Source organism: Cellulomonas sp. (genome assembly GCF_035634735.1).
Lineage (GTDB): Bacteria > Actinomycetota > Actinomycetes > Actinomycetales > Cellulomonadaceae > Cellulomonas.
This window is the reverse complement of record NZ_DASQCJ010000231.1, coordinates 1-6,462: the sequence shown is the minus strand read 5'-3', so window position 1 is coordinate 6,462 and position 6,462 is coordinate 1. Positions and strand designations below refer to the sequence as shown.

Annotated in this window: 6 protein-coding genes; 3 read left to right on the top strand and 3 right to left on the bottom strand. The window is 75.4% G+C overall.

All coding sequences use genetic code 11. The features are described 5' to 3' along the window. Positions 1-972: ABC transporter substrate-binding protein (locus VER05_RS18740; RefSeq protein WP_324846826.1), on the bottom strand; the 972-nt coding region annotated here is incomplete at its 3' end. Positions 973-1,403: 431 nt separating this feature from the next. Then, positions 1,404-2,252 (bottom strand): DUF2599 domain-containing protein, encoded by an 849-nt coding sequence (locus VER05_RS18735; protein ID WP_324846825.1) that lies wholly within the window; start codon positions 2,250-2,252, stop codon positions 1,404-1,406. A gap of 146 nt (positions 2,253-2,398) precedes the next feature. On the opposite strand from VER05_RS18735, the gene glsA reads away from it, so the two are divergent. Beyond that, positions 2,399-3,415 (top strand): glutaminase A, encoded by a 1,017-nt coding sequence (gene glsA / locus VER05_RS18730; RefSeq protein ID WP_324846824.1) that lies wholly within the window; start codon positions 2,399-2,401, stop codon positions 3,413-3,415. Then, a complete protein-coding gene (locus VER05_RS18725) occupies positions 3,412-5,049 on the top strand; it encodes an MFS transporter (RefSeq protein WP_324846823.1) in 1,638 nt (545 codons plus the stop codon). Before glsA ends, VER05_RS18725 begins: the two co-directional genes overlap by 4 nt. A gap of 22 nt (positions 5,050-5,071) precedes the next feature. Here the strand turns inward: VER05_RS18725 and VER05_RS18720 are convergent, their stop codons facing one another. Next, complete coding sequence (locus VER05_RS18720; RefSeq protein WP_324846822.1) at positions 5,072-5,635, bottom strand: YqeB family protein; 564 nt, start codon at positions 5,633-5,635, stop codon at positions 5,072-5,074. A 190-nt stretch (positions 5,636-5,825) separates the two neighbouring features. Here VER05_RS18720 and VER05_RS18715 point away from each other — a divergent pair. Further along, positions 5,826-6,462 (top strand): AIR synthase related protein (locus tag VER05_RS18715; protein ID WP_324846821.1); only part of this gene is annotated, 637 nt, incomplete at its 3' end.

Here is a 6,462-nt window from a genome sequence, read left to right as displayed (position 1 = left end):
CGAGCCGATGACCTGGCCGTAGCCGTCCCAGACCGCCGACAGGATCGCGTCGCGGTCGATCGCCTTGTAGAGCGCCTGGCGGACGCGGACGTCGCTGAACGGCGCCTCGCGGTCGTTGAACGCCCAGAGCTGCTTGGTGGTGGAGGTGCCCTCGGTGATCGTGAAGTCCGGGTTGTCCTCGAACTGCACGAGCTGGTCCGGGGAGTCCTCGGCGATGACCAGGTCCAGGTCGCCGGTGAGCAGCGCGTTGTTCAGCGCGGTGGTGTCCTGGAAGAACCGGAACGTGACGCCGGCGTTCTTCGCGGGCTCGCCCCAGTAGCCGTCGTACCTCTCGATGGTGAGGTGGTCGCCCTGGACCCACTCGACGAACCGGTAGGGGCCGGTGCCGTTGTCGCTGGTGAGCTCCATGTCGCCGTCCTGCACGATCGTGACCGAGGCGAGGTAGAACGTCAGGCCCTGCGACGGGCGGGACAGGTCGAGCTCGACGGTGGCGTCGTCGACCGCGGTGGCCTGCTGGATGACGAGCAGGTCGCTCTTGCGCGCGGACTTCGACTCCGGGCCGATGGCCTCGGAGATGCTCCACACCACGTCGTCCGCGGTGAGCGGGGTGCCGTCGTGGAAGGTCACGTCCGGCTGCAGGTGGAAGGTGTAGGTCAGGCCGTCCTCGGAGACGTCCCAGGACTCGGCGAGCGTGGGGATCACCTGGCCGTCGACGTCCACCGAGGTCAGGCCCTCGAAGACGTTGCGGGTCATGGTCTGCGAGACGCCGGACGAGCCGCCGACGTTGCGGACGAGCCCGGTGGGCTCGTTGGTGGAGCCGATGACGATCTCGGCCGAGGCGTCGGGCGTGCCCGAGGCGGCGGACGAGTCGCCGCCGGAGCCCGAGCCGGAGCCGCAGGCGGCCAGCGCCAGGGCGGCGGCGACGGCCAGGGCGGCGCCGAGCGGGGCGCGGCGGGAGCGACGGGTGCTCACGGGGGTGTCCTTCCGGGAGGGCCGCGCGGCGGTGTGCCGCGCGTGGGGGTGGGTCGTGCGTCCGGGCGTCGGGCGGGGTGCCGTCGGCCGGGGCGCGTGGGTCGGCGCCGCGCTCCCCGGAGGACCGGAACCAGACCGGTGGGTCGGGAATTCCCGGGACGGGGCGGCGCGGCGCGCACGAGGGGGCGGAGCGGTGCTCCGGGAGGCGGGTCCGGCGCGCGGAGGGCGCGGCGGACCGCCCGGCCGCGTCAGGGACGCGGGGGCGTCAGGGACGCGGGGCGCTCAGCGACGACAACAGCACGCGGCGGTCGACGCGGGTCGACAGGCGCGGGTGCGTGCGGGGAGGGTCGTCAGGCGCATGATGCGGATGACTGTAGCAACAACCGACCGGGGGTCGGGACGGCCGGTCCGGCATCCGGGCACGCGGGCCGTCAGGACGGGTTGCAGAGCGCCGCGATCGTCTCGAGCAGGCCGACGTCCGGCCGCCACGGCTCCAGGTTCCAGGTCGCCTTGTCCGGCGCGCCGATCAGGTGGCAGGTGAGCTGGTCGCGGACGTTCTGCGCGTCCGCCTCGGGCTCGGCGGCGACGAGCGCGGACCACACCGCCTCCTCGGCCGCCAGGCTCCCCCGGCGCGCCCAGTCGGCGGGCTCGACCGCGAGCGAGCGGCCGCCCTCGTCCGCCAGGTCTCGCCAGGTCGCGTCGAGCACGGCGGTCGCCGCGAACGTCGCGGTCACGGTCCCGCCGGCGGCGCCCGAGCCGGCCGCGCTCTCCGCCAGCCACGTGACGGCGCCGTCGGCCCCGGGGCGGACCCGGACGGTGCGGCCGGCGGGGTCGTCGAGCAGCGGGGCGGTGAGCCCGGCGAGCACGGCGCCGTCGGGGCCCCGGACCACGGCGGACAGGTCGTCGAGCACGTCGATCGTGCCGCCCTCCGGGGGCGCGAGCGTCGCGACGGTCACCAGGCCGGCGTCCGGGTCGTCGGCGGGCACGGCGACCGCGAGCAGCACGGCGTCGTCGTCGGCCGGGTCGGCCGTCGGGGCCCCGGCGGGGGCGAGCACGGCGAGCGTCGCGTCGCCCGACGTCACCGGGGTGCCCGCGGCACGGGCCTCGGCGGCGCCGGGGACGTCGGCGGTCGCGGCGGGGTCGTCCGCGCCGGCGGTCGGCGCCGGGGACGCGGTGGCCGGGGCGGGGGAGCCGCCCCCGCCCGCCGTGCAGCCGGCCAGCAGCAGCGGCCCGAGCAGGGCGACCGCCGCCAGGGCCACGGGTGCGGTGCGTCGCGTCACCGGGCCATTGTGCGGGTCGGCGGCGCCCGCCGGTGGCCCCGGGCGCGGGACGTCGTGCGGGCGGGCCCGCGGCCTAGGTGGTCCTGTACGTGCTGCCCGCCGCGTGCCACGATCCACCGGGGGTCCGGCGACGACGTGGGGGATGCGTGAGCACCGAGATCGACGGCGTGCGGCAGGAGGTCTCGACGGGCTCGCTGCCCGGCTGGGACCGGGTCGAGGAGCTGGTGCGGGACGCGCACGCCCGGTACCGCGACCGGGACGAGGGGCTGGTCGCCGACTACATCCCGGTGCTCGCGGAGGCCGACCCGGCGCTGTTCGGCGTCGTCGTCGCGGAGACCTCGGGCGCGCTGCACGCCGCGGGCGACGCGGACGCCGGGTTCAGCATCCAGTCGATCTCGAAGGCGTTCGTGTACGCCCTGGCGTGCGAGGCGCTCGGCCACGAGGTGGTGCGCGACCGGGTCGGCGTGAACAACACGGGGCTGGCGTTCAACTCGGTGATCGCGGTCGAGCTCAACGACGGCCACCCGATGAACCCGATGGTCAACGCCGGTGCCCTCGCCACGACGGCGCTGCTGCCCGGCGCGACGCCGGAGGAGCAGTGGGCGCACCTGGTCGCCGGGCTCGGCCGGTTCGCGGGCCGGGACCTCGGGGTCGACGACGCCGTCTACGCGTCCGAGGCGGCCACCAACCAGCGCAACCGGGCCATCGCCCGGCTGCTGGAGAGCTACGGCCGGATCGAGGCCGACCCGCTCGCGGTCGTCGACGTGTACACCCGGCAGTGCGCGCTGCGGGTGGACGCGCGGGACCTCGCGGTGATGGGGGCGACGCTCGCCGACGGCGGGGTCAACCCGGTCACCGGCGAGCGGGTGGTCGCGGCGCAGGTGTGCCGGGACGCCCTCGCGGTGCTGGCGTCGACCGGGATGTACGAGCGGTCGGGGGAGTGGCTGTTCGAGATCGGCCTCCCGGCCAAGTCGGGCGTCTCGGGCGGGATCGTCGCGGTCGCGCCCGGCAAGGGCGCGATCGGCACCTTCTCGCCCCGGATCGACCCGGCGGGCAACAGCGTCCGCGGCCGGCTCGCCACCGCGCACCTCAGCCGCACGCTCGGCCTGAACCTGTTCGCGTCCGCCGCCCACGTCGCCGAGCGGGCGGAGGCCCCCGCATGACCAGCACCGCGCCGTCGCCCGCCGGGACCGCCGAGGAGCGCCGCTCCTGGGTGCCGATGGCGGGCCTGTTCCTCGCCCAGGTCCTCATGTCGTTCAACGTGGCGGCGCTGCCGGTGTCGCTGGGCGGCATGGTCGAGGACTTCGGGGTGCCGCCGACCGTCGTGAGCTCGACGATCGTGGTCTACGGCCTGACGGTCGCGGCGCTGGTGATGACCGGCGCCAAGCTCGGGCAGCGCATCGGCTGGGTCGTCATGTTCCGGGTGATGATCGCCGCGTTCGCCGGGTCGGCGCTGCTGATGATCGTGTCCCCGACGGTCGGGTGGGCCATCGCCGGCCAGGCCGTCGCGGGCGCGTCCGCGGCGATCATCGTGCCGTCGCTGGTGGCGCTCATCGCGGAGAACTACAGCGGGGCGCAGCAGGCGACGGCGATCGGGTCGCTCGGCTCGGCGCGCGCGATCTCCGGGGTGTCGGCGTTCTTCCTCGGCGGGGCGCTCGGCACGCTCGTCGGCTGGCGGCCGGTGTTCGGCGTCGTGCTGGCGCTCGCGGTGGCGGTGCTGCTGCTGAGCACGCGGCTGCGGTCCGACGGCGGGAACCGGGAGGTGCGGATCGACCTGGTCGCGTCGGTGCTGATCGGCCTGGCGGTCGTGCTGCTCACGCTCGGGTTCAACAACCTCAACGCCTGGGGCCCGCTGGTCGCGACCGACGACGCCCCGTTCGACGTGGCGGGGGTGTCGCCGGCGCCGCTGCTCGTGGTGCTCGGCATCGTGCTCGGCCAGGCGTTCTTCTGGTGGACCCGCCGCCGGGCCGCGTCCGGCCGCACGCCGCTCGTCGACCTGCGGGTGCTGTCCTCGCCGAGCGAGCGCGCCGCGGTGTACGCGATGTTCGTCGTGGTGGCGCTGGAGGCGGCGCTCAACTTCACCGTGCCGCTCTACATCCAGATCGTGCAGGGCCGGTCGCCGTTCGACACCGCCCTGGCGATGATGCCGTTCAACCTCACCGTGTTCGTCACCGCGACGCTGATCGTCCGGTTCTACCGGCGGTACCCGCCGCGCACGATCGGGGTGTTCGGCTTCGTCCTGACGACCGTCGGGCTGGGCTGGCTGGCGCTGGTGGTCACCAACAACTGGGAGACGCTGCCGACGATCCTCGGGCTGCTGGTGTTCGGGGTCGGGCAGGGCGCGCTCGTCACCCTGGTGTTCAACGTGCTGGTGACCGCGGTGCCGAAGTACCTCGCGGGCGACGTGGGGTCGATCCGCGGCACCACGCAGAACCTGGCGTCGGCGGTCGGCACCGCGCTCGTCGGGGCGCTGCTCGTCACGATCCTGTCGGTGAACGTCGGGCGGGCCGTCGTGGAGCACCCCGAGCTGCCGCCGGGCCTCGTGGCCCAGGTCGACCTGGACGCGGTGAACTTCGTCAGCAACGACGAGCTGCGCGAGGTGCTGGCCGGCACCGACGCCGACCCCGCGCAGGTGGCGGCGGCGGTGGCGCTCAACGAGGAGGCCCGGCTGAACACGCTCCGGCTGGGCCTGCTGGTGCTCGCGGGGATCAGCGCGACGGCGATCGTGCCGGCGAGCCGGCTGCCCCGGTACCGGCCGGGGGAGGTGCCGGACCCGTCCCGGGGCCGCACGCGGTGACGCGGGCGGACCCGCTCGCGCCTCAGGCGTGCGGGTCCCAGACGTAGCCCGCGCCCCGGAACGCCCGCTCGAGGTCGGGCCCCGGGATGCCGGTCGTCGTCCGCGCGAGCTCGGTCCCGTTGGTCGCCAGCAGCACCAGCGCCCCGTCGTCGTGCAGGGCCTCGCGCACGTCGCCGCGCAGGTAGGTGCGCCGCCGACGGCCCCGGACGACCACGACGCGCTCGGGCGACACCTCGAACCGGGGCTCCTTCTCGACCTCGCCGGCCGCGACGACGGAGCCGAGCAGCGCCCCCGCCGCCACCAGCGCCACCGCGCCCCACGCGCCCCAGCCGTCGACCACCCGGTCGACCGTCACCAGCACGCCGCGCCACGGCAGGACGTCCAGCGAGAGCAGCCAGCCGCGCAGCAGGTGCAGGGTCGCGCCGAGCGCCGCGCCGCCGCCCACGAGGAGCCCGTACGTCCAGGCCACGTCCCGTCCCGGGTAGGTCAGGACGGTGGTCGGGGGCCCGGCGTCGGGAGACGCGGGGGCGCCGAGGAGGCCCGGGACCTGCGGGACGTCGGGGGATCCGGGGCGGGGAGCGGTCATGCCGGCACGCTACGAGCGCCCGGCCGTCGGGCGCGTCCCCCTCCGTGCGGAGGGCGGGACCATCCGCGGACGGACGTCCGGCCGGGGCGTCCGGCGCGGGTAACCTGAGTCACGTCTGCCGATGCCCGCCCGCCGTCGCCGGCCCGGTCCCCCGACCGCCGCGCAGCGGGCCCCCAGCCCGAGGGATTCGATGACCAGCGCGCCCACTGCCTCGCAGCACCCCGCCGAGCCGACCTCGGGCCACGCGTCCGACACCGTCGACGCCGCCGCGGCGACCCCCGACCAGGAGCAGCCGTTCGCCGAGCTCGGCCTCAAGCCCGACGAGTACCAGCGGATCCGCGACATCCTCGGCCGCCGCCCCACGGCCGCCGAGCTGGCCATGTACTCCGTCACGTGGTCCGAGCACTGCTCGTACAAGTCGAGCAAGACCCACCTGCGGAAGTTCGGCGAGCGCGTCACGCCGGAGATGACCGAGCACCTGCTGGTGGGCATCGGCGAGAACGCCGGCGTCGTCGACATCGGCGACGGCTGGGCGGTGACGTTCAAGGTCGAGTCGCACAACCACCCGTCCTACGTGGAGCCGTACCAGGGCGCCGCGACCGGCGTCGGCGGCATCGTCCGCGACATCATCTCGATGGGCGCGCGCCCGGTGGCGGTCATGGACCAGCTGCGGTTCGGCGCGGTCGACCACCCCGACACCGCCCGCGTGGTGCACGGCGTCGTGTCCGGCGTCGGCGGCTACGGCAACTCCCTCGGCCTGCCGAACATCGGCGGCGAGCTCGTGTTCGACGCCTCCTACCAGGGCAACCCGCTGGTGAACGCGCTGT